The following is a 19,886-nucleotide window of genomic DNA, read 5'->3' on the forward strand; positions in this document are numbered from 1 at the left end:
GTTCGCGGCGGGTCAGGGCAGGGGCACTCCGCCGGTCACGTTCATGATCTCCCCTGTGATGAAGCTCGCGGCCACGAGGCGAGGAAGACGTAGGCGGGTGAACACGACGTCCGCGCCCTCGCGGGCGTAGGCGAGGGCGACGGCGCGGCCGATTCCCGAGTCGCCCCCCGGTCAGGAGCGCCCTGCGGTCGGTGAGCCGGCCGCTGCCCTCGTAGCTGTCCTCGCCGTGGTCGGGCGGCGGGTCCATGCGGCCGGTCCAGCCGGGGTGCTGCTGATCCTGCTCAGGGAAGTCGGGCTGGGCGTACTTCTCGCGGGGGTGCCGGGGCCCATGGTTCGTCATCGTCGCTCCACTCCCTCGCTCCCGGCCGGCGCCGCCGCCTCGCGGTGCGTCTTCCTGCGATGATCCTGTTTCGAATCAGCTCAGCGGATCCGTCGTCTCAGTGGTCGGCAGGACGCTCCTTTTCGTGGCTGGGTGACTCCGAGGCGTCGTCTCCGTCCGCCAGGTCGCTGGGCTTGGGTCGGCCGGGGGTCTGCGCGACGGGCGGTGTGGGCGCGGTGATCGTCTGCGCCTTGTCGGAACCTGGACGCACGCTCGGTCGGGAGCCCCGCGCGGGACGCGTTCCAGTCTTCTCTTCGTCTTCGGGAGCTGTCATGGGGTCAGAGTTCCCGATCCCTGCCACCCATAACACCCGCTCGCTCCACTGTCGATCATATGCCTGGCACGCCCGCCATTCGCACCAGCACAACCCGCCCTGACACCAGCAACGCGGGCGACGGCTACGGGTGGAGCGAACCGAAGAGGAAGGGCCGGGACAGCGTGACAGTGACCGTACGACGGGAACACAACGCGCGCCCGGCTGAGGGCCGGCCGACTGCAGACGCGGCACACTGCGTTGCGGTGTTCAAGCTGTTGCGGCCGGGTCCGCGCCCGAAGGCGTTGCTCCTTTTCGGGGGAAGAGCCGATCTGAGGGGGGACAGCGACCTTCGACCAGCCCGAAGGGGCGTCGCGAGGGGTGCGCGGTCGATATTTATGCTGGGCGGCGCCTGTTGATGGTGGCCGTGCCGCAACGACGAATCCCCCCGTGTCACGGGCTGGGTGCCCGTGGCCCGTCGATGGCGATCAACAAACTCGTGGCCGATCAGGCCAAAGGAAGTCGGCTTCGCACCCGGCAGCGCCTACCGCCCCCTACGTCGACTGATGACGACAACGGTCACGATGACTGCGATCGCCACGAGGAAGAGGATGAAACCCACCACGCCTCCGGGTGTCGAGTGAGCCCGCGCAAGAGCCTCGTGTCCCGGCATTTTTCATTCTCCCCTGTTTCGGGTGCTGCTGTTCCGGTCACGAAAAGCGAGCCACGCGCCGATGACGATGACATCACACACACCTGCGACCAGCAGAAGAGGGAGGGCGGCGCCCCAACCGACTTTGGCGCCGAGGTAGGCGGCGAATGCGTACCAGACAATCGATGCCAGAACTGCAATCCAGGCATCTCGCTTAATGGCTGCTTGACTGCCGTAGGCACTTTCTAAGAAGCGCGACAAAATACCCCCTCGTCGCAGGCCGCCATGGAAGCGGCGGCCCGCAGTGTTTTCTACTCGACTTCCGCATCCGCGAATCCGTCTACCCCGTAGTATCACTACCCCTCCGGTATGGGCCGATCTCCTCTCCGTCGTCAATTGGAACAGCGAATTTCGCGCCGTGTCGGGAGGCCGGTGGTCAAAAGCTCAAGATCAGGGCTGGGATGGCGTGGCGGAGAGTGTGAAGGCGATGCGGGTGCCGGGGCCGCTGGTGGGCTGGAGGGCGATGGTGCCGTCGTGGTACTCGACGATCTTCTTGCACATGGCCAGTCCGATGCCGCTGCCGGGATAGCTGTCCTTGGTGTGCAGGCGCTGGAAGATGACGAAGATGCGGTCGGCGTACTCCGGGTCGATCCCGATCCCGTTGTCGGTGACGGAGAAGTTCCACGTCCCGTCGTCCCGGGAGACGGCGATGTGGATCTCCGGGGCGCGGTCGGGGGCGCGGAACTTCACGGCGTTGGCGATGAGGTTCTGCCAGAGCATGCCGAGCTGGGTGGCGTCTCCGGTGACGGTGGGCAGGTCCTCACGGGTGACGCGTGCGCCGGACTCCTCGATGGAGAGGCTGAGGGTCTCCAGCGTCTTGTCGACGAGGGTGTTGAGGTCGACGGGTCCGTCGTTGTTGTGGACGCGGCCGATGCGGGAGAAGGCGAGCAGGTCGTTGATGAGGACCTGCATGCGGTTCGCGCCGTCGACGGCGTAGGAGATGTACTGGTCGGCGCGGGCGTCGAGCTGTCCGGCGTAGCGGCGCTGGAGCAGCTGGGTGAAGCTGGAGACCTTGCGCAGGGGTTCCTGAAGGTCGTGCGAGGCGATGTAGGCGAACTGTTCCAGTTCCTCGTTGGAGCGTTTGAGGTCGAGGGCCTGTTCGTCCAGGAGGGAGCGCTGCTCCTCGCTGACGGCGAGTTCGTCGGCCAGGCGGCGGCGCATGGATTCGATGTCCGTGCCGAGCTGTCGCAGGTCGGCGGGGCCGGACGCGGCGATGGCGTGGGTGAAGTTGCCGCCGGTGACCTGACTGGCGTCGTGGCTGAGCCGGGCGAGCGGGCCGGTGACGCCACGGCGCAGCCCCTCGAACGCGGCCACGGCCATCAGGACGATCACCAGCGCGATGGCGGTGAAGATCCAGTTCCGCAGCCGCTGGGCGTTCCGCAGGTCGGCCACCGCGCTGGTGCGGGCGTCGAGAAGGCGGTCCTGCTGGGCGGTCATGGCCTGGCGCAGGTGGTCGAAGGCGGCCTTGCCCTCCGTGGCCCGGTCGGTGGCCAGCGGTACGGGGGCGCCCGCGGGGGCCTGGGAGACGGGGGTGGCGATCCGCTCCTGCCACGTCCGTGCGCGGTCGAGGACGGTCTCCAGGTCGGCCTGGCCGCGCGTGTTGCCGGCGAGCAGCTGCCTGAGCCGGTCGGCCGCCGTCTTCTCGTCGGTGAGTCCCTGCCGGTAGGGCTGGAGGAATTCTCTCTGGCCGGTCAGGCCGTAGCCGCGGATGCCGGTCTCCTGGTTGACCAGTGCGATCTCCAGGCGGACGGAGTTGGTCAGCGAGGGTGAGCGGGCGTTGACGAGGTTGTCGGTGATCGAGGTCGTCCGGCTCAGGGTCCACACGCCCAGTCCGCTGAGGGCGGTCAGGAGAGCCAGGGCGTAGCTCACACTGACCTGTAGCCAGCGGCGCGTCGTCCAGTGTGCCGTCGCGCCCTGCCGCGCCACGGGCTTCGGTTGCGCCTGGCCTGCGGTCATCTCGTGTGCTCCTCGTTCGGATGTCCGCCTGACGTGCACGCGGCGTGCACACTTTAGCGCGGCGACAACGATTGTTGTCACGCGCTCGGAACAGGCCCTAAAGTGTGCGCATGCCAGGCATCCACTTCTCCTTGCGGATGACCGACGCCGAGATCGGCGACCTCGCAGCCATCGAGATCGACGACCTCGTCGCACGGCTTGTCCCGGAGGTATTCGCACCCGTACTGGGCCGCGTCGACTACACCCGCGAGCAGGCGACGGCGCTGGCACAGCTGCATCTGCTCACCTATCTCCGCCAGGCCGTGGACCTGCTGGAAGTGAAGGCCGCTCACGCCGCCGCCGACGCCGGCGCCGGCTACCCCCAGATCGGCCGGGCCTCCAACATGACCCGGCAGGGCGCCCGCCGCCGCTGGCCCGGCCTGCTCCAGCAGCCGCCTGTACCGGACGTCGGCATCCCAGATCACCGCCCTACCCGCCCCGAAACCGGGAGTTCCTGATGATGGTCGCCCCTGCCCGCCCCTACGACGTCCTGCTCGTCGAGGACGACGAGGCCGACGCACTGCTCATCCAGGACGCCCTCGAGGCACGCGGAGCTCGCCGCCTCACCCAGGTCCAGGACGGCGTCGCCGGTCTCGAATACCTCCGCGACCGGGCCAACCCCCGCCCGGACCTGATCGTCCTGGACCTCAACATGCCGCGCATGAACGGCCGTGAGCTCCTCGCCGTCATCAAGGAGGACGAGGACCTGCGCACCATCCCGGTCGTCGTCCTCACCACGTCCTCGGCCCCCGAGGACGTCACCGGCGCCTACCGCAAGCACGCCAACGCGTACGTCACCAAGCCGGTCAACCTCGACGACTTCGAACGCGCGGTCCAGAGCATCGACATGTTCTACCTGGAGACCGCCACCCGGCTCCCGCGCCCCTGATCGCCCTACACTCTCGGTAGCCATGCTCCGGTGCCCGCCCTCTGCGGCGGGCACCGGACGCACCGAAGCCGTCTGGCTGTGTGACGTCGATCGGGCCTGGACGAGCCCGCCGGCACGGCACTTGCGCGGCCGCAGTGACCGGTCGGCACGACAGCTGACCGGTGAGGGTATTCCCGCCTGGGCTTTCGGCACCCTGTTCCCCATCGGTCGACAGTGGCGCCCAGTCCTGATCGGCGTCCACGTCACCGCCGCTTCAGGCGCGGCCATCGCCCTCATGGGCCCTACGGCTCCGGCACCCCGCTGCGCATCCCGGCCGAGCTCCGACCCGACCGTATTGGGCAACTCACGCTCGCCGCCCGTGTACAGCGCCGCTCTCACCTCCACGCAGGCCGCCTCATAGACAGTGGCCGCGAACGTTGACCTTCTCCTGCCTGCCCGAAGACGCCTGGGCGCGCTCCGTCGACAGTACGTGTGCCAGACCCCGACACGACACGCTACGCCCCGCGCGGAGCCGGGTCCCTCAAGCGGCGCCGGGATACAACTGGCGTCAGGCCCTGTCCGATCGTGGACTGGACCGCACTCAGACGAGCCGGCGATTCCCGGCAGGATGTGAAGGGCACGAGTATGGCCAGCGGCACCGTGAAGTGGTTCAACGCCGAAAAGGGCTACGGATTCATCGAACAGGACGGCGGCGGACCGGACGTGTTCGCGCACTACTCCCAAATCTCCGGCAGCGGGGGGTACCGCGAACTCGTCGAGGGCCAGCATGTCGTGTTCGACGTGACTCAAGGCCCCAAAGGTCCCCAGGCCGAGAACATCGTCCGCAGCTGAGTTCATCCGGAGACAATCGGCACGGTACGAGGCGGCCGGAAGTTGTGGCCGCCTGAAGACGTGGGGCCAGGTGACCAAGAGCGAGGCCCCTGGCCCCACGTACGTCGGGCGCACGACCGGCGGCCGCGTCCAGTCCATGTTGGTACCCAGCCGCGTCGGGGCAGCAGACCGTCAGTGGCTGCTCGGCGTCCCTGGCCTGCATCGGCTGGGGTGTCGAAGTGAATACTCTGGGTGACGATGACGGGCTGTCGAGGGATGTCCGCGGACGCTTATGCGTGCCGGGTTCGGTCTGGCGTCGTCCGACGAGGACGCTGATGAACTGCGGGTGCGCCAGGAGGCGAGTTGCGTCGACGTGATGTGGGAGCCCGGATCCGGTCTTGCCCCCGCGGGTCGGCTCCAGGCAGGGAGTGAGGGCATGCGCTCGGCTCCGCGTCACGCGCTGACGTGGTCCTGGCGCAGGCCGGTCACGCTGTCCACGGTGTCGCTCCGGTCGCCTGCCATACCTCCGTCGGCCTAACCGGTCCTGCCGTGCCTACTGGCTGGTGAGCATGCCTTCACGGAGGCGGGCCAGGCAGCGGGACAGGAGGCGGGAGACGTGCATCTGGGAGACGCCGAGACGTTCGCCGATCTGGGCCTGGGTGAGTTCCTCGACGAACCGCATGTGGATGATCTGCCGGGCGCGTTCGTCGAGTTCGGCGACCAGCGGGGCCAGGGCGTGAAAGTCCTCGACCAGTTCCAGAGCGGCGTCTTCCATGCCGATGAAGTCCTGCAGGGCGCTCTCGCCGTCCTCGCTGCCGCCGATCGCGGCGTCCAGGGAGGCGGAGTTGTAGCCGTTCGAGGCCAGCCGGGCCTCGGCAACGTCGTTCTCGGAGAGGCTCATCAGCTCCGACAGCTCCTTGACCGTCGGTTCGCGGTCCAGGCGGCTGCGGAGTTCCTCCGTCGCCTTGGCGAGCTGGACGCGGGCTTCCTGGAGCCGGCGCGGGACGTGGACGGCCCAGGTGGTGTCGCGGAAGAAGCGCTTGATCTCGCCGACGATGTAGGGGATGGCGAAGGAGGTGAACTCGGCCTCGCGGGAGAGCTCGAAGCGGTCGATGGCCTTGATCAGGCCGATCATGCCGACCTGGACGATGTCCTCCATCTCGTCCGCGCCGCGGCTGCGGTAGCGGCCGGCCGCGAAGCGCACCAGGGACATGTTCATCTCGATCAGCGTGTTGCGGGCGTAGCTGTGCTCGTGGGTGCCTTCCTCCAGCAGCGCCAGCTGTTCGAAGAACAGCCGGGAGATATGGCGGGCATCCTTGGGCGCCACCTTGGAGGGGTCGGCGACCTCGGGCAGGCTGGTGGTCCGCGTACCGGATGCCGTCATGCTCATGGACGCCATGCTGTGTCCCCTCCAGAAAGTCTCACCAGTCGCCGCGGCCAACCGCAACCGGTCGGCGCCGAACGCGCGTCTACCCTCTCCCCCCACGCTCACACCCACGACGGCCCGGACAATCTTCCGGGACCGGGCCGTGGCGTCCCCGGCGACTTCGACGTGCTGCCGGGGGACCTGGAGGTGTCCCTCGCGCGCGTGGATCTGCCGGGCCGCGGCGAGGTTCGCCTCCCACAGTGCGTCCCGTGACCGGGCCGTTCCCGGCACCGGCTCACCCTCTCCTGGGGACTTGATCCCGACCGATTCCACGAGCCACTGCCGGGCGGGCGCCAGCCGCTCCCATCCGGCCCGCTGCCCTGCCGTCCACGGGCCCAGGGATCGCCGCTGAGGATGTCGATGTGCATGCCGCCCGTAGACGTACCGATCCGTTTGGGCGCGTCCAGGACCACGCCGGATCCGCGGCGAACGCCTGATCCTCGGACAGCCTCACGGGCAACCGGGAGCCCGCATCAGGACCCTCCAGCAACCCCTCTACCGCCGAACCCGCGTCCTCTCCCTGGCCGATGCCGCTGAGCCCGGCGACGCACCACCTCGGCGGAGACGACGTCCCACCCTTTCGTGGGACGGCGCTGTTCGATTTTGAGTAGCTAGCATTCCGTGCACGCCGCCCATGAAATTTCATGACGGGTTTTCACGGGGCTCCCACCTGGGCCGACCCGCAGGCTGCGAAACGGAAACAGAAATAGGATCATCGAACAGATGGGAAATTTTTTCGATGCAGAACTTCACAAACGGGACGCCTGCGAACCTGATGCCGGGGCAGTGGGTGAAGAGCCGCAAGAGCGAAGCCAACGGCACGTGCGTCGAAGCCCTGAAGCTCCCGCAGGGCAGCGTGGCGCTGCGGAACTCGACCGACCCCGGCGGGCCTGCCCTGGTCTTTACCGCCGACGAGATGGATGCCTTCCTCGACGGTGCGAAGAAAGGCGAGTTTGATTCCTTCGCCGTCCTCAACCAGTAGCATGGGAATACAAGTTCGGGCACCACTCCCCGCGTCCGGCGTGTCATCATGCGGATGTGGCACTTCGGTAAGGAGCAAGCGTGTCCTCGGACTTGAATCCGGTTGTCCGTCTGGCCCGGTCCACCGGGCCAGACTGGACGAAGACGGCGGCAAACATCATGTTGGGCCGCACGGTTAGAGAGCTACGCGAAGAATCCGGCCTGACCCAGAAGAGTCTTGCGCAGGCGATTCATGTCTCGGTCTCGACGATCAATCGTCTGGAAACTGCAGAGACGACACCCATGCGTCGCACTGTCGATGCGGTGATCAACGTCTTGGAGCCTGACGCAGACACCCGGGACACGCTCAGCGTGCTGCTCTCACGAGCCATGGAGCCAGAATGGTTCCAGCACCGGTTCAGCGACTGCACGCCGGAGTACCTTCACCGCCTACTCGGCCTTGAGTCGATGGCCATCACCATCACGACGTACGATGTACGTCTGGTCCCCGGGCTGTTGCAGACGCCGGGGTACACCGAGCACATCATCCGCACGGGTCTGCACCTCAGCGAGTGGGACGGTCCTGAGGTGGAGTTGCGTCTTGCCCAACGCCGTGAGCGCCAGCTTCGGGTCTTGGGGCAGCCCGACCCACCACAATGTGTCGTTGTGATGGATCAGTCGGTACTGGTCCGGAAGGCCGGCACCAAGAACGTCATGCGCGAGCAGATGACCTACTTGCGCGAGATGTCAGATCTGCCGCACATTACGATCCGTTTCGTGCTCTCCAGCCGGATGATCGCGGGCAACGCGGCGGCGATGGCGGGTTCCATGGCGCAGCTGGAGTTCGGCCGCGGCGGCCTGCCTGGCTTCGTCTACGCCGAGCAGTACGAGAAGGCCGACTACTTCACGAGGCCGGCCCCGAAGCGCAGGGACCCCAACAAGCCTCCGACACCGAGGCAGAACGACTACGAACGGCACCTTCAGCTGCTCTTGCGGATCCAGGGCGAGGGATGCGCTTCACCGGCGAAGAGCCGACGCATGCTGGACAAGGCCATCAAGCGCTACTCGTAACGCTTCGTCCTGCCCTTGCCGCCTACCGCTGGGGCGGCACCATGCCCAGCCCTCCGTACTCTGTCCATTCAATGCTGCGTTGGCGCTGGTGAAGCTCGGAGTCAGGTCGCCAGTCACTCACATCGACGAGACCTGGCTCCAGCGCGACGAGGTTTGCGAACATCTCCTCGACGTCTGCTTTCTCGCGTACGCGCCCCCAGTTGTCGTGAGTCTGGGCTCGCATAAGTTCGGTGACATCATCGCGGACTTGCGGGTCGTCGCTGACAAGTTGGCACACGACGACGAAGCTGCCGGGCGCGAGCCGGTCGATGACCCTCTCGACGAGCTGCTTGGGGCCGGCGCTGTCGGGCAGGCAGTGCAGCACGGAGACGAACAGGGCGGCCACCGGCTTGGAGAAGTCGATAAGCCGGTTCAGGTCCTTGTGCGCGAAGATTCTCTGAGTGTCTGTCATGTCGATGGGGAGGATCGTGGTGTTGTCGTTCTCGTCCAGCAGTGACTGGCCGAGTGCCAGCACGACGGGATCGTTGTCGATGTAGACGACGCGAGCCCCGGAGTCGACTTCCTGGGCGATCTGGTGCACGTTGCGTTGCGTCGGCAGGCCCGAGCCGAAGTCGATGAACTGCCTTATGCCGTGCTCGTGGGCGAGTACGTGCACCACGCGTTGCAGAAACCGGCGGTTGATGAGCGCGATCTCGCGCGATGTGGGCGCGACTTCCAGAAGCATTTCGCATGCTTCCTGGTCGACTTCAAAGTTGTTACTTCCGCCCAGTAGCCAGTCGTACATGCGTGCCGCGCTTGGCACCGACAGATCGACCACACGGTTCTGCTCCGCCAACGGACGTGTCCCCTCGCCGTTCCCGCCGCGTTCGATGTGTGACTGCCCATCCTAGGAGGGCAGACGCCAGCGCACCACCACCTGTAGGGGTGAGAGGTGGCGCGTGGTGGCGAAAGGTAGCGGGGCGGCGCGCCCGCCATGGAGTGTGCGTCCAGGGCGCGTTCGGAGGTGCGCGTTAGAGGGCACCCCTGGTGGCCAGGTGAGGGTGAATCCGGCGGGCAACTCGAAGGGCGGCCTCGACGGCGGGTTGCTCAAGTCCCATGAGCTCGGCTGCCTCACCGGAGGTCAGTCCGACCCGCCAACACAGCAGCGCGCTGTCGGCGCTGGTCACAGGCAGGCTGCTGTACAGGGCGGCTGCACCGGTGACGTCCTGGGGCTCGGCTTCATCGGCCTGACGGCTGACCTGGCAGCGCAGTTCCGCCCAGACGACCGCCGCGAGGCGGGGCTGAATCAACAGCCACTCCCAGCGCTTGAGTGCGAAAGACAGCGTGGCCCGTACGACAGCCGTCACGTCCGCTTTCCGCACAAGCCTGGCCTGGGCATAACTGTCGTAACGTGGCTGGTTTCGTTCAGCGAAAGCGCTGTAGCCGAGCAGCGCGGCGCCGAGAGAGGGCTTCTTCCACGCGGCGGGGTGAGCCGATGCGTCGATGGGCGGCACACTCGATCGAGGGGTGGAGAGCATGAGGGCGCTCCTCAGACGTGCAGGGTCTCTGCTTTGATCGCGATGCTTGATGCCGCTCGTTGGACTGGCCAGCGGCAAGAGGGCCCCGCGACCTGACGGGCGCGGGGCGGAAACGGGGGGCTACTTGCTCCCACCCCAGGTGACTTGCACGCCGGCATGCCAGGCGAAGCCGAGCAGAGTGACGACGAAGGCGGACTCGGTCGTGTCGACAACGGTGTCCGTGATGAGGGTCCACGCGAGGGTGAACGCGGCGAGGAGGGCACTCAACCGGACCATGACGAGGCCGCCGGGGGCATCGTGAAGCTCCGCGCCAGTGATATTCAAGCTGATACCGTGAAAGTACCCGGAGGGCAGCTGCAGGCACCCTCGGCGAGATGGTTCGAGCATTTTTTCGTTTCCTTCGGACTTATCGTCCCCGGGATCGTGGTGACGCACTTTCCCGGGCGGGCCCTCGATTCTGGGGCGTGAAGTAAAACTACCGCGCCACAGAAGGGGTTCAGGGTCGTTACGTCCCGCATGAAATCTCATTCTTGTCGCACTTGCCGGTTCAGTCGGATGTGCTCGAACACCAGCATCAATCGATCGCAAAGCGAAACCTAACCGTACGTGGCGGTCGTTCTCCTGCGAACCGGACCAAGTCCCGCGCCAGGGCCTCGGCGTAGTCGGCGGGCGTCCATTTCTTGATCACATGAGATGACGAGAGGGAGAGCGGGCGGTTCCTGCTCATGTCCATTGCGCCTCGGAGCCGTTGCGTCTCCTCATACCGTCGGGTGGAGCGAGCCGACTGCGCTAGGAGATGATCCCGTGCGTGGCTGAAGAGGCAGGTACAGACGCGGACGACGCTTGTGCATGGGCTGAGCGACTGGGTTGGGCGTTCGGGCTCATAGCAGAGGATCCCGCTGCGAGAGGTGCCGCGCTCGTCCATCTTGCGGAGGCCCAGAGTAAGGTCACGGATGCGCTCGCCCGGTCCAACGAGATGTGGCTGCTGACGCGGCCCCTGGGAGTGGCCGAGCAGTACCAGGAGTCGGCCTTCCTGCAGGCACGCCGGAGACACCAGCAAGCCCAAAAGCGTTCGCTGCCTGATGGGGTGTGGGGTGGTCCTGTGGACGGGGATCTGGCGGCGTGGCCGGGGCTGCCCTATGTCCTGCTCTTCCTGGAGTGGGAGGCGAGGTACCCGCTGGAATGGACCCAGCATGCGAAAGCGTGGGGTACGAAGCAGAACCTGATCCGGAGGGTGGCCCGCGCTCGCCACGAGGAGGCGACCAAAACGAAGCTCACTGACCTGGTCGAGATCGTCGTCCACCGGGCGTATCGCTGCAAGGACCGCGAATACATGCGGGTTGCCCGAGCTGTCGACAACGCTGATCTACGGGGCAGGCTCGATCGGGCTGCCGATGCGGACAATCCTTGGGCCCGGTGCCATGCCGGGTATGTGCTCTGGCTCCTTGACCGCCCTGACCTGCCGAATACCCGTCGTGTCTGGCAGACCTGGGTGGCAGGCGAGGCTGCAGCGTTGCTGTGACCGGGCACGATGCGAGGAAGGTTCCCGTGATCATGGAGTGCTCTATGCCCCGTGACCTGCCTGGAAGACCGTGCCTGCCGACGCATCCCTGATTCCGCCTGCCCGTGACCTGCTCCGCGAGCACTTCGACGTGGGGCCCGGGGAGGTGCCCGGCCTGCTGGAGTGGCTGGCTCGGGTGCCGGATCCACGCGATCCGCGCGGCGTGCGCCATGCCCTGGCCGTCGTCCTCACACTGACCGCCTGCGCGGTGCTGACCGGCGTCACCTCGCTGCTGGCAGTCGGCGAGTGGATCGCGGACGCCCCGCCCCACGTGCTGGAGCGAATCGGCCTACGCCCCGATCCAGTACTGCCCCGGAGGCTGGTGCCCAACACTGCCAACTCCTGCTCCCACCACACCCCCCACAGCGGCTGCGTAGGTGATGGCTCCAGTTTCTGCTCGACCCGACACCGAGCTCCTGCGGGAGGTACTCCCGCTGGATCCCGGTGCGCAGCACGTGCAGGATCCCGCACAGCACCGCCCGGTCCGGCAATGGCTTGCGACCTGGATGCCGGAACCCGCGCTCACGCTGCGGCAGCAGCGGCTCCAGACGGTCCCACAGTTCATCCGACACGATCCACGGCGACTTCCCCACACCGGACTGAACGCTCAACTCCCCTCCCGAACACGGCAGCCAGGACTGATCCACCTCATTACGTTGGCCGCTGTTAGCCTGGTCAGGGCCTTGTTTTCAGATGTTGATGTTGAGGTCGGAGCCGAGGCTGGCGATGGCGCGGTAGGTAACGGGCAGGCGGTCGCCGCGGTGGGTCCAGCGCGTCAGTTGCTTCCAGCGTTTGTGATCGGCGAGGGCGTGTTCGACGGTGATGCGGTCGCAGGAGTGCCCGTGGCGGTCGCGTTCCCACTGTTCGACTCTGTCGGGCAGTGCTCCGGGCCGTGGTTTTCTGGGTGGTGTGATGGCCTGCCCGCGGTGGTCGCGGCTCAGTCCGTAACCGTCGTCAATCGGACGCTGATCCGTCCCCACTCACCTCTCTCCGTGGCTGCGTACGACTTCTTTCATCTTGGCCACGGCGAATCCCCAGCCCTGCTCGACGGTCGGTTTGGCCGGGACGGCGATCTCGTCGGGGTTGGTGAGGACGTCGAGCAGGACCGGGCCCGGTGTGCCGAGGGCGCGTCGCACGGCGTCCTCCACCTCGGTGGGGTCCGTCACGCGGATGCCGGTGATGCCCATGGCTTCGGCCACGGCGGCGAAGTCGGGGTTGTCGAGCACGGTGCCGAACTCGGGCAGACCTGCCTGTTCCTGTTCCAGTTTCACCATGCCCAGGCGACGGTTGTCGAAGACGACGAGCTTGACGGGAAGACGATGGGTCTTCAGGGTCATGAGGTCGCCGAGGAGCATGCTCAGTCCGCCGTCGCCGCAGAAGGCGACGACCTGCCGCTCGCGGTCCAGGCACTGGGCGCCCAGTGCCTGGGGCATCGCGTTGGCCATCGAACCGAGGTTGTAGGAGCCGATAAGGCGGCGGTCACCGCGCATCTCGACGAAGCGCGAGAGCCACACCGTGGCCATGCCTGTGTCGGAGGTGAAGACGGCGTCTTCCGCAGCAAGCCGGTCGACGGCCGCGGCCAGCGCCTCCGGGCGGATGTCGTGGGTGCGGTTGTCCAGCGCTGAGCGGATACGGCCCACGAGCCCCTTGTCGTGCGACGGGTCGGCGAGCCGGGCCTGTCCCGTGCGCCACTGGTCGAAGTGCTCGCGTGCCTTCTCCAGGTGCGACCGGTCGCGGGCGTCCTCGGTCCCGGCGGGTGCGCTGGTCAGGCGGTCAAGCAGCTCGCGTACGGTGGCGCCGGTGTCGCCCACCAGCCCGACGTCGACCGGTACCCGGCGGCCGATGTGGGTGGCCTCGGTGTCGACCTGGATGACGGTCCGGCCCTCGGGATACCAGTCCCGGTAGGGGAAGTCGGTGCCGAGGAGCAGGAGGGTGTCCGCGTCGTGGAGGGCCGATGCGGCGGCGGGGTTGCCGATCAGTCCGGTCTGGCCGACCTGGAAGGGGTTCGTGTCGCCCTCGAAGCCGGCCTTGGCCTTCAGCGTGAGCACCATCGGCGCGGCCAGGCGGTCGGCGAGGGTGAGGACGTCCTCGCGGGCTGCTCGGGCTCCCTCCCCCACGAGCAGGGTGAGGCGTTCGGAGCGGTCGAGGATCTCCGCGGCCCGACGGACAGCCGACTCCTCCGGCCGGCTCACCGGGCTGTTCAGGGAGAGCCGGGCCGGACGGTCGGCGGTCAGTTCCCGGTCGCCCAGGTCACCTGGCACGGTGAGGACGGCGACACCCTTGCGGCCCAGTGCGTGGCGCACAGCCGTCTCCAGCATCTGCGGCAGCTGGTCGGGCGAGGTGATGGTGGCGCGGAAGACGGCCACGTCGCTGAAGAGGGCGTCGTTGTCGACCTCCTGGAAGAAGTCGCTGCCGATTTCGCTGACGGGTACCTGGCCTGCGATGGCCAGGACCGGGGCGTGGCTCTTGGCCGCGTCGTACAGTCCGTTGAGGAGATGGACGGATCCGGGTCCGACGGTGCCCATGCACACTCCGAGAGTGCCGGTGAGCTGTGACTGGGCGCTCGCGGCGAAGGCCGCCGCCTCCTCGTGCCGGCAGCCCACCCATTCGAGGTCCTCGGTGGTGCGGATGGCGTCGGTCAGGGGATTGAGCGCGTCTCCCACGACGCCGAACACCTGTCGTACGCCGAGTTCGCTCAGCGCGTCCACGATGACGCGGGCAACGGTACGGGCCATGTGAGTCCTCCGGTTCAGACGGTGAAATAGTCGGGGTCGGCTGCGTTCCAGTCGGCTGCCCAGGAAGCCGGCGGCTCGGCGAGCAGCTGCCCTGGCGCCAGCCACTCGTACAGCTCCTCGTAGGACCGCTCGGTGAATGGGTCGACGCGCCGGCGGAGCATGTACGGACGCAGTTGGGCGGGATCGGTGACACCCATGGCAGCCATGATCTGCAGGGCGCTGGCGACGGTCGCTTCCTGGAAGCGCTGTACGCGCGCCGTCTTGTCGGGGACGTGGAGGGCACGGGCCCGGCGGGGGTCCTGGGTGGTCACGCCGGTGGGGCAGGTGTTCGTGTGGCACTTCTGCGCCTGGATGCAGCCGACGGCGAACATCATCGCCCGCGCGGCGTTGCCGTAGTCGGCACCTTGCACCATGCGTTTGACCAGGTCGGCGCCGGTGGCGATCTTGCCGCTCGCCCCCACTTTGATGCGTTCGCGCAGGCCCGTGCCCACGAGGGCGTTGTGCACGGTGAGCAGCCCTTCGGTGAGCGGGGTGCCCACGTGGTCCGCGAACTCCAGCGGCGCCGCACCGGTCCCGCCCTCGGCGCCGTCCACCACGATGAAGTCAGGCGCCGTGCCTTCCTCCAGCATGGCCTTGCACACGGCGAGGAACTGCCGGCGCGAGCCCACGCAGAGCTTGAACCCGGCAGGCTTGCCACCGGACAGCTCCCGCATGCGGGCGATGAACCGCACGAGTTCGCGCGGGGTGGAGAACACACGGTGGTACGGCGGGGAGATGACCGTCCGTCCTTCGGGAACGTCCCGGACCCGGGCGATCTCGGCGTTCACCTTGGCACCCGGCAGGACGCCCCCGATGCCCGGCTTGGCGCCCTGTGACAGTTTCAGGGACACGCACTTGACATGATCGTGCGCGGCCTTGTCGCTGAATTCGGCGGCGTCGAAACCGCCGTCCTCCGTCCGGCAGCCGAAGTACCCGGTGCCGATCTCCCACACCAGGTCGCCGCCCGGCCGCAGGTGGTACTCGGACAGTCCGCCCTCACCAGTGTCCTGTGCGAACCCTCCCGCCGCCGCGCCCCCGTTGAGCGCGAGAACCGCGTTGGCGGAGAGCGAACCGAAGCTCATCGCCGAGACGTTCAGCAGCGCCATCTCGTAAGGACGTCCGCAGTCCGGGCCACCGACCCGCACCCGCGGCGGGATCTCCGGCACCGAGCGGGGCGCCATCGACGGCACCAGGAACTCGTGGCCGGGCCGGTACACGTCCCGTTCGGTGCCGTAGGGCTCCTCCGCGTCCGTGCCCTTGGCGCGCTCGTAGACGATGCTGCGCACGTCCCGGTCGTAGGGACGTCCGTCGAAGTTCCGCTCGATGAAGTACTGCTGCAACTCCGGACGTATGCGCTCCATGAGGAAGCGGGCATGCCCGAGGAGCGGATAGTTGCGCAGCACCGAGTGCCGGCGCTGTACCAGGTCCCACACGCCCAGCGCACCCACGAGCGTGAGAGGGAGGGCCGCAAACCACCAGTAGGGCGAGATTCCGATCGCTGCTGCCGAAGTCCCGAGGGCGGCCAGCAGCGTCAGGCCGATAGTTCCGACGCGTATCACACCCGACGCATTGCCGGAATATCGATCACCATGCGCGCCGACGGAATGCAGTACGGCCAGGCACCGTAGACACTGAGAACCACGTGTGGACGCGGGTCGGAAGCGAAGGGTCATGGTGCCCGATGTCCTTGCACGGCCGCCGTCTGGTTCGTCAGCCCGGTGGTCCCGAATCGAGCCGCCCTCCGGGGCCGCCTCAAAACGCCTGATCTTCACGAATCATCTTAGAAACGGGGCCGATTCGGCTCGCCTTGGTGGGTCCGCTGATGACCGCCCCAGCCACCTCTCTGAGAGTGCCGAGGCACGGTTCAGTCGGCGATACGTGTGCCAGACCCCGACACGACACGCCCCGTGCGGAGCCGGGTCCCCGAAGCGGCGCCAGGATAGAACTGGGTGCGGGCCCCGTCCGATCGCGGACAGCACCGCACCCAGACGAGCCAGCGATTCCCGGCAGGATATGAAGGGCACGAGTATGGCCAGCGGCACCGTGAAGTGGTTCAACGCCGAGAAGGGCTTCGGATTCATCGAACAGGACGGCGGCGGACCGGATGTGTTCGCGCACTACTCCCAGATCTCCGGCAGCGGGTTCCGGGAACTTGTAGAGGGCCAGCACGTCGTGTTCGACGTGGCTCAGGGCCCCAAAGGTCCCCAAGCCGAGAACATTGTCCGTAGCTGAGTTCATCAGTAGACAGTCGGCGTAGTACGAGGCGGCCGGAAGTTGTGGCCTCCTGAAGACGTGAGGCCAGGTGACCAGGAAAGAGGTCCCTGGCCCTAAGTACGTCGGCAGCACGACCGGCAGCCGCGTCCAGTACATCGTGGTAGCCAGCCGCGTGGAGGCAGCAGACCGTCAGTGGCTGCTCGGCGTTCATGGCCTGCACAGGCTTGGGTGTCGAAGTGAATACTGTGGGTGACGGTAACGGGCTGTTGATGGATGTCCGCCGGACGCTCGTGCGTGCCGGATTCGATCTGGCGTCGTCCGATGAGGACGCAGAGGGCCTGCGGGTGCGCCAGGATGCGAGTGGTGTCGACGTCACCTCGGAGCCCGGATCCGGTCTTGACTCTGGGGTCGGCTCCAGGCAGGTGACGAGGGCATGCGCTCGGCTCTGCGTCACGCGCTGACGTGGTCCTGGTGCAGGCCGGTCATGCCGTCCACGGTGCCGTTCCGGTCGCCTGCCATATCTGCGTCGGCCTGACGGTCCTGCCGTGCCTACTGGCTGGTGAGCATGCCTTCACGGATGTCGGTTGCGGATGCTGTTGCGCCACGGTGTTGCGGCTGATGTTGCACCAGAGGTTGCGCGACCCCGAGAGGTAGACCTGTGACCTTGCAGGTCAGGTGTCTGTTCTGGCGTGGTCGGGGCTGCTGACATACCCCGCTGCGCCACTCCTGCTAACCAGGCCCCCGCATGATGTGAAGGTTCCGGGGCATCCGGGTCGAAGCATGTTTGGGCGCGGAGGCGGGGGGCGGACCGGTATGGAACAGAGAGCAGGCGGCGAGGGCAGGCTATCGCTGCTGGGGGACGTCCAGGCGGTGTCCGGCGCGTTTGAGGGCAGCGAGGACATCGCCCTCGCCCGCGACCTGGCCCGCACCTTCCTTACCGACGTGCAGGCCGTGCACGGACTGCCGGTGTTCGGACGCGCGATGGGCGTGGTGCAGCTTGTGGTCAGCGAGTTGGTGACCAACGCCCGGAAGTACGCACCCGGCCCTTGCCTGCTCACCCTGGGGATCAACGGCGGCGCCATCGAGGTGACCGTCTGGGACAGCAACCCCACCCCGCCCGCGATCCTCGCGCCCGACCCGAGCCGCGTCGGCCAGCACGGGCTGGAGATCGTGATGGCCGTCGGCCAGAGCTTCGCCGTCCACCGTGAACCGGTGGGCAAGCGGATCACTACGACGATCGCGCTGGCCGACGATCCCGGTGGGAACGCTGCCGGCCGTCAGCTGTGACCGGGTGATGTCTCGGGCAGGCGGTCACAGATGCTGGCATGACCCCGGGGCACGCCGTGAAGAACGCACCATCCTTGGCAAGCGCCTGGCGCGCGGTCTCGGGTGTGTTTGGGCGGAGCTACTCGTGCGGCATACGACATCGGTTGCTTGCCGGTCGAGGTGCGCCAGGGTCGCGCGCAGGCGCGGGGCGTCCGACGGCAAACCGCTCATGGGTTCGATTCCAGGGGGTGCGCTCCAGGCTCTGCCCGACCCTCAGTGCGCTCTATCAGGGACCGGGATCTTCGCGGCATACTCAGTTATATGGGTACCGCGAACGATGACGTCGAGAGGTCGGGTCGCATTACATCGCGCGCGGCGGCGCGGCCATATCTGACTCAGTACGAGCAGGGCGGTGTGTGGGTCGTGGCGGCCTATGGCGCGTTCGACCTGAACTCCGTTCCTCTGCTGGTTGGGGCTTTGCAGGAGGCGACCGTCACGCATGCGACGGTCGTCGTGGACGCGGCCGGATTCACGTTCGCCGACTCCACCGTGCTGAGTGCGCTGCTGGCCTTCCGGCGTTGTCATGATCTGCGGCTGGCCAGACCGGCGCACAATTTTCAGCGGGTGCTGGAGCTGACCGGCGCGGACCAGGTCCTCGACATCCGGCCGACCGTGAATGACGCGATCACTCCCTGACCCGGGCAGGGAAGGCGGCTTGCTCGGAAGGGGCAGCGTTTCGCGCGGCGGGCTGCCGGCCGTCATACGATTCGTGTGTGGAGGGCGTCCGGGACGTGATGGGGACCGGCGTTCTTCGCGCCGCTTCACCCCCTGGCGGCCCGCCCTGACTCCCACAGGGCGGGCTGCTGTCACGTCCGGCCGGGCGACTCGCTGGGTGAGGGGGTGACGCGGTTGGTGCCGAGACTCGAGTTCATGCCGGGCAGCCGACGGGGCTCTCCCCTCAGGCGCCGAATCCGGCCGCAGACGGGTTCTCCTCATGCCGTGGCGAAGGCCACGTCCAGCTTCGGGCCAGACCAGGCCGGGGGATCCTAGGGCCGTGGGCCCGCCTGCAGTGCCAGGGACGCGACGGAGGCGCCGGAGTCCCACGCCCCAGCCGGCGGGGCCGGGTGGCCGACGCCCACAAGGCTCGCCCTGCTCGAGTAGCGGTCGAGGCGAGCACCAACTTCTGCCGTCAGTGCGCACTCCGGACCGGTCTCGGGGGGCGGTGACGGCTTCGGCGAGGAGGACCTCGGCGCAAGCGTCGCAGCCGTTCATGTCGGCGTCGGTCCAATTGAACGCCGGCGCGTCGACAAGCCCGTCACCGTTGCATGAGCAGGTCAGGCCGTCGCCGACCTGCCCCGGGGTGACGAGGTCTCTGCGACGGTCACCGCTGACCTGCTGCGCTGGCCTACCGCGGCCGCCTCGTTGCCGCCGGCCGAACGGGTCCGGGTGGTTCAGGAACTCTCCCGGGACGAGGAGGTCGCCAAGACGGTGAGCCCGAGCCGCTGCGCAGGCCGGAGGCCGCGCGGGAGAGACTGCGGGGACAGCACGACCAAATGCTGTTCAAATGGGCCCAGTTCGACAACTCCGAGCGGCTACGTGGTCATCCGCCAGCGCACGCCCACGGTCAGGCAGATCGAGCACGCCTTGGAATGCAGACATCGCGGTGGACACGATCGGCCTGCCGGTCATGATCAACGTCACGCCCGCCGACATGACCGATCGGGACGCGGCCCGCGAACGGCTCTGACGCCTGCCACTCCCAGCCGCACCTCAGACGACACCCTGTTGATGGTGACCGACGCACTGGTCGAAAGCCCCGACCTCGACCTGGAGGCGGGACTGACGATACAAGCCGACGCCGTTCAAACAGCCGTGAGCTGCGGGCCGGGAACCGAACAGATCGCAGACCGGCTGATCGACATCATGCTGCCCGTTGAGCACTCCGACGACATCACCCTCCTCGTCGTCCAGCGCCTCGCCCGTGAACCGGACGAGCAACCGGACGAATCCGGCGCGGATGACAGCTGCCCTGGCCGGCCCTTCGGCTTTGCCAGATGAT

Annotated in this window: 17 protein-coding genes and 5 pseudogenes; 12 read left to right on the top strand and 10 right to left on the bottom strand. The window is 67.4% G+C overall.

Translation table 11 applies throughout. The features are described 5' to 3' along the window. Window positions 1-90 precede the first annotated feature (90 nt). A pseudogene (locus tag ACIQOE_RS07565) lies at window positions 91-340 on the bottom strand (NAD(P)-dependent dehydrogenase); the annotation flags it as partial. Window positions 341-1,734: 1,394 nt separating this feature from the next. Next, window positions 1,735-3,300: an ATP-binding protein gene (locus tag ACIQOE_RS07570; protein WP_401410301.1), complete on the bottom strand. Its 1,566-nt coding sequence runs from the start codon at window positions 3,298-3,300 to the stop codon at window positions 1,735-1,737. Between the two features lie 110 nt (window positions 3,301-3,410). Here ACIQOE_RS07570 and ACIQOE_RS07575 point away from each other — a divergent pair, with 110 nt between their 5' ends. From ACIQOE_RS07575 to ACIQOE_RS07585, 3 genes are all read left to right on the top strand, one after another. Then, entirely contained in the window at window positions 3,411-3,797 is a 387-nt protein-coding gene (locus ACIQOE_RS07575) for a hypothetical protein (protein ID WP_401410303.1), read from the top strand. Next, on the top strand, window positions 3,797-4,228 hold the full coding sequence (locus tag ACIQOE_RS07580; RefSeq protein ID WP_401410305.1) for a response regulator: 432 nt from the start codon (window positions 3,797-3,799) through the stop codon (window positions 4,226-4,228). The genes ACIQOE_RS07575 and ACIQOE_RS07580 overlap by 1 nt, the downstream gene beginning before the upstream one ends. A 624-nt stretch (window positions 4,229-4,852) precedes the next feature. Continuing rightward, window positions 4,853-5,059, top strand: a complete 207-nt coding sequence (locus tag ACIQOE_RS07585) for a cold-shock protein (protein WP_392076635.1) — start codon at window positions 4,853-4,855, stop codon at window positions 5,057-5,059. Between the two features lie 532 nt (window positions 5,060-5,591). Here ACIQOE_RS07585 and ACIQOE_RS07590 read toward each other — a convergent pair. Continuing rightward, complete coding sequence (locus tag ACIQOE_RS07590) at window positions 5,592-6,437, bottom strand: RNA polymerase sigma factor SigF (RefSeq protein ID WP_401410307.1); 846 nt, start codon at window positions 6,435-6,437, stop codon at window positions 5,592-5,594. A 766-nt stretch (window positions 6,438-7,203) separates the two neighbouring features. Between ACIQOE_RS07590 and ACIQOE_RS07595 the strand changes: the two genes are divergently transcribed. Then, window positions 7,204-7,446: a DUF397 domain-containing protein gene (locus ACIQOE_RS07595; RefSeq protein WP_392074946.1), complete on the top strand. Its 243-nt coding sequence runs from the start codon at window positions 7,204-7,206 to the stop codon at window positions 7,444-7,446. Between the two features lie 80 nt (window positions 7,447-7,526). Next, complete coding sequence (locus ACIQOE_RS07600; RefSeq protein ID WP_401410309.1) at window positions 7,527-8,495, top strand: helix-turn-helix domain-containing protein; 969 nt, start codon at window positions 7,527-7,529, stop codon at window positions 8,493-8,495. A gap of 22 nt (window positions 8,496-8,517) precedes the next feature. Here the strand turns inward: ACIQOE_RS07600 and ACIQOE_RS07605 are convergent, their stop codons facing one another. From ACIQOE_RS07605 to ACIQOE_RS07615, 3 genes are all read right to left on the bottom strand, one after another. After that, window positions 8,518-9,330, bottom strand: a complete 813-nt coding sequence (locus ACIQOE_RS07605) for an SAM-dependent methyltransferase (RefSeq protein ID WP_401410311.1) — start codon at window positions 9,328-9,330, stop codon at window positions 8,518-8,520. 175 nt (window positions 9,331-9,505) lie between these two features. Continuing rightward, on the bottom strand, window positions 9,506-10,012 hold the full coding sequence (locus ACIQOE_RS07610) for a hypothetical protein (protein ID WP_401410313.1): 507 nt from the start codon (window positions 10,010-10,012) through the stop codon (window positions 9,506-9,508). A 120-nt stretch (window positions 10,013-10,132) separates the two neighbouring features. Next, on the bottom strand, window positions 10,133-10,399 hold the full coding sequence (locus ACIQOE_RS07615; protein ID WP_401410315.1) for a hypothetical protein: 267 nt from the start codon (window positions 10,397-10,399) through the stop codon (window positions 10,133-10,135). A gap of 421 nt (window positions 10,400-10,820) precedes the next feature. On the opposite strand from ACIQOE_RS07615, the gene ACIQOE_RS07620 reads away from it, so the two are divergent. Next, window positions 10,821-11,534, top strand: a complete 714-nt coding sequence (locus tag ACIQOE_RS07620; protein ID WP_401410317.1) for a hypothetical protein — start codon at window positions 10,821-10,823, stop codon at window positions 11,532-11,534. Window positions 11,535-11,679: 145 nt separating this feature from the next. Then, a pseudogene (locus tag ACIQOE_RS07625) lies at window positions 11,680-11,859 on the top strand (transposase family protein); the annotation flags it as partial. A gap of 112 nt (window positions 11,860-11,971) precedes the next feature. On the opposite strand, the pseudogene ACIQOE_RS07630 reads toward ACIQOE_RS07625, so the two are convergent. The 4 genes and pseudogenes from ACIQOE_RS07630 to ACIQOE_RS07645 all read right to left on the bottom strand — a co-directional run. Beyond that, window positions 11,972-12,205: pseudogene (locus ACIQOE_RS07630) on the bottom strand (transposase); the annotation flags it as partial. 57 nt (window positions 12,206-12,262) lie between these two features. Then, window positions 12,263-12,532 (bottom strand): annotated as a pseudogene (locus ACIQOE_RS07635) (IS5/IS1182 family transposase); the annotation flags it as partial. A gap of 21 nt (window positions 12,533-12,553) precedes the next feature. Next, window positions 12,554-14,308 (bottom strand): thiamine pyrophosphate-dependent enzyme, encoded by a 1,755-nt coding sequence (locus ACIQOE_RS07640; RefSeq protein WP_401410319.1) that lies wholly within the window; start codon window positions 14,306-14,308, stop codon window positions 12,554-12,556. A 14-nt stretch (window positions 14,309-14,322) separates the two neighbouring features. Further along, the gene (locus ACIQOE_RS07645) at window positions 14,323-15,906 is read right to left on the bottom strand and encodes an FMN-binding glutamate synthase family protein (protein ID WP_401410321.1); all 1,584 of its coding nucleotides are present in this window, start codon (window positions 15,904-15,906) and stop codon (window positions 14,323-14,325) included. Between the two features lie 469 nt (window positions 15,907-16,375). Here ACIQOE_RS07645 and ACIQOE_RS07650 point away from each other — a divergent pair, with 469 nt between their 5' ends. The 5 genes and pseudogenes from ACIQOE_RS07650 (at window position 16,376) to ACIQOE_RS07670 (ending at window position 19,885) form a co-directional block, all read left to right on the top strand. Continuing rightward, window positions 16,376-16,579, top strand: coding sequence for a cold-shock protein (locus ACIQOE_RS07650; RefSeq protein WP_401410323.1), 204 nt, complete (start codon window positions 16,376-16,378; stop codon window positions 16,577-16,579). A 795-nt stretch (window positions 16,580-17,374) separates the two neighbouring features. After that, window positions 17,375-17,848, top strand: coding sequence for an ATP-binding protein (locus ACIQOE_RS07655; protein WP_401410325.1), 474 nt, complete (start codon window positions 17,375-17,377; stop codon window positions 17,846-17,848). Between the two features lie 300 nt (window positions 17,849-18,148). Continuing rightward, window positions 18,149-18,523 (top strand): STAS domain-containing protein, encoded by a 375-nt coding sequence (locus ACIQOE_RS07660; protein WP_401410327.1) that lies wholly within the window; start codon window positions 18,149-18,151, stop codon window positions 18,521-18,523. Window positions 18,524-19,174: 651 nt separating this feature from the next. Next, window positions 19,175-19,465, top strand: a pseudogene (locus tag ACIQOE_RS07665) (DUF6192 family protein); the annotation flags it as partial. A gap of 6 nt (window positions 19,466-19,471) precedes the next feature. Continuing rightward, on the top strand, window positions 19,472-19,885 hold the full coding sequence (locus ACIQOE_RS07670; RefSeq protein ID WP_401411530.1) for a SpoIIE family protein phosphatase: 414 nt from the start codon (window positions 19,472-19,474) through the stop codon (window positions 19,883-19,885). Window position 19,886 lies beyond the last annotated feature (1 nt).

Origin of the sequence: Streptomyces sp. NPDC091282, assembly GCF_044757385.1 — a bacterium.
Lineage (GTDB): Bacteria > Actinomycetota > Actinomycetes > Streptomycetales > Streptomycetaceae > Streptomyces > Streptomyces gramineus.

What these genes read in the sequence shown, in the direction of transcription:
- ACIQOE_RS07570 (WP_401410301.1), bottom strand. Translation starts at nt 3,300, where the DNA reads ATGACCGCAGGCCAGGCGCAACCGAAGCCCGTGGCGCGGCAGGGCGCG.
- ACIQOE_RS07575 (WP_401410303.1), top strand. Translation starts at nt 3,411, where the DNA reads ATGCCAGGCATCCACTTCTCCTTGCGGATGACCGACGCCGAGATCGGC.
- ACIQOE_RS07580 (WP_401410305.1), top strand. Translation starts at nt 3,797, where the DNA reads ATGATGGTCGCCCCTGCCCGCCCCTACGACGTCCTGCTCGTCGAGGAC.
- ACIQOE_RS07585 (WP_392076635.1), top strand. Translation starts at nt 4,853, where the DNA reads ATGGCCAGCGGCACCGTGAAGTGGTTCAACGCCGAAAAGGGCTACGGA.
- ACIQOE_RS07590 (WP_401410307.1), bottom strand. Translation starts at nt 6,437, where the DNA reads ATGGCGTCCATGAGCATGACGGCATCCGGTACGCGGACCACCAGCCTG.
- ACIQOE_RS07595 (WP_392074946.1), top strand. Translation starts at nt 7,204, where the DNA reads ATGCAGAACTTCACAAACGGGACGCCTGCGAACCTGATGCCGGGGCAG.
- ACIQOE_RS07610 (WP_401410313.1), bottom strand. Translation starts at nt 10,012, where the DNA reads ATGCTCTCCACCCCTCGATCGAGTGTGCCGCCCATCGACGCATCGGCT.
- ACIQOE_RS07615 (WP_401410315.1), bottom strand. Translation starts at nt 10,399, where the DNA reads ATGCTCGAACCATCTCGCCGAGGGTGCCTGCAGCTGCCCTCCGGGTAC.
- ACIQOE_RS07640 (WP_401410319.1), bottom strand. Translation starts at nt 14,308, where the DNA reads ATGGCCCGTACCGTTGCCCGCGTCATCGTGGACGCGCTGAGCGAACTC.
- ACIQOE_RS07650 (WP_401410323.1), top strand. Translation starts at nt 16,376, where the DNA reads ATGGCCAGCGGCACCGTGAAGTGGTTCAACGCCGAGAAGGGCTTCGGA.
- ACIQOE_RS07655 (WP_401410325.1), top strand. Translation starts at nt 17,375, where the DNA reads ATGGAACAGAGAGCAGGCGGCGAGGGCAGGCTATCGCTGCTGGGGGAC.
- ACIQOE_RS07660 (WP_401410327.1), top strand. Translation starts at nt 18,149, where the DNA reads ATGGGTACCGCGAACGATGACGTCGAGAGGTCGGGTCGCATTACATCG.